The organism is Herbiconiux daphne, assembly GCF_024979295.1.
Classification (GTDB): Bacteria; Actinomycetota; Actinomycetes; order Actinomycetales; family Microbacteriaceae; genus Herbiconiux; species Herbiconiux daphnes.
Window position 1 is genome coordinate 1 of record NZ_JANLCJ010000557.1, and the last position, 603, is coordinate 603.

Annotated in this window: 1 protein-coding gene; it reads left to right on the forward strand. The window is 45.3% G+C overall.

Going from position 1 to position 603, the window contains the following annotated elements; translation table 11 throughout:
- A partial coding sequence (locus N1032_RS26425) for an SH3 domain-containing protein (protein WP_259543620.1) occupies positions 1-479 on the forward strand: 479 nt, incomplete at its 5' end.
- Positions 480-603: the final 124 nt, after the last annotated feature.

Sequence of the window (603 nt, forward strand, 5' to 3'; positions counted from 1 at the left end):
CAAAACACACCACACCGCAGATCGGGGATATATTTGTCGCTAGTTCAATCTATGGAAAATACGGACACACGGGCGTTGTAGTCGGTGTGGAATCAACGGGGCTTTGGGTATTCGATCAGAATTCACAAGGCAAGCTTGATCCCGTGAAACGTAATTTCTATAAGTTCGGTAAGGGTCAACCGTATCAATTCGTTTGCTACCTACGTCCGCCGTATTCAGCAGACGTTTCTAGTCCGTCAGATCGGATCACAGAACACGCAACTTTGTATCCGGATCGAACGATCAAGATTCGAAAAAGTCCGATCGTGTCAACGGTTAGCGATACAGGTGAAACCTACCGAAAAGGTCAAAAAGTTCAATACGATTCTAAAATAACCGCGGGTGGTTATGTTTGGATATCATGGATCGGACGCAGTGGAAACCGCCGATATATGGCAGTTCGTGAAGTGGGGAAAAATCTTTGGGGAGTGATAAAATGAGATACATTGAAACAGCAACAGAGGGGGTCAAACTTTTTCAGGCTATGATCGATACTGATTTGATCCCAAGCCTTAAAGGTCAGGACGCGGATCAACTCGCAGAAATTTTCAAGTCGGATCGTAG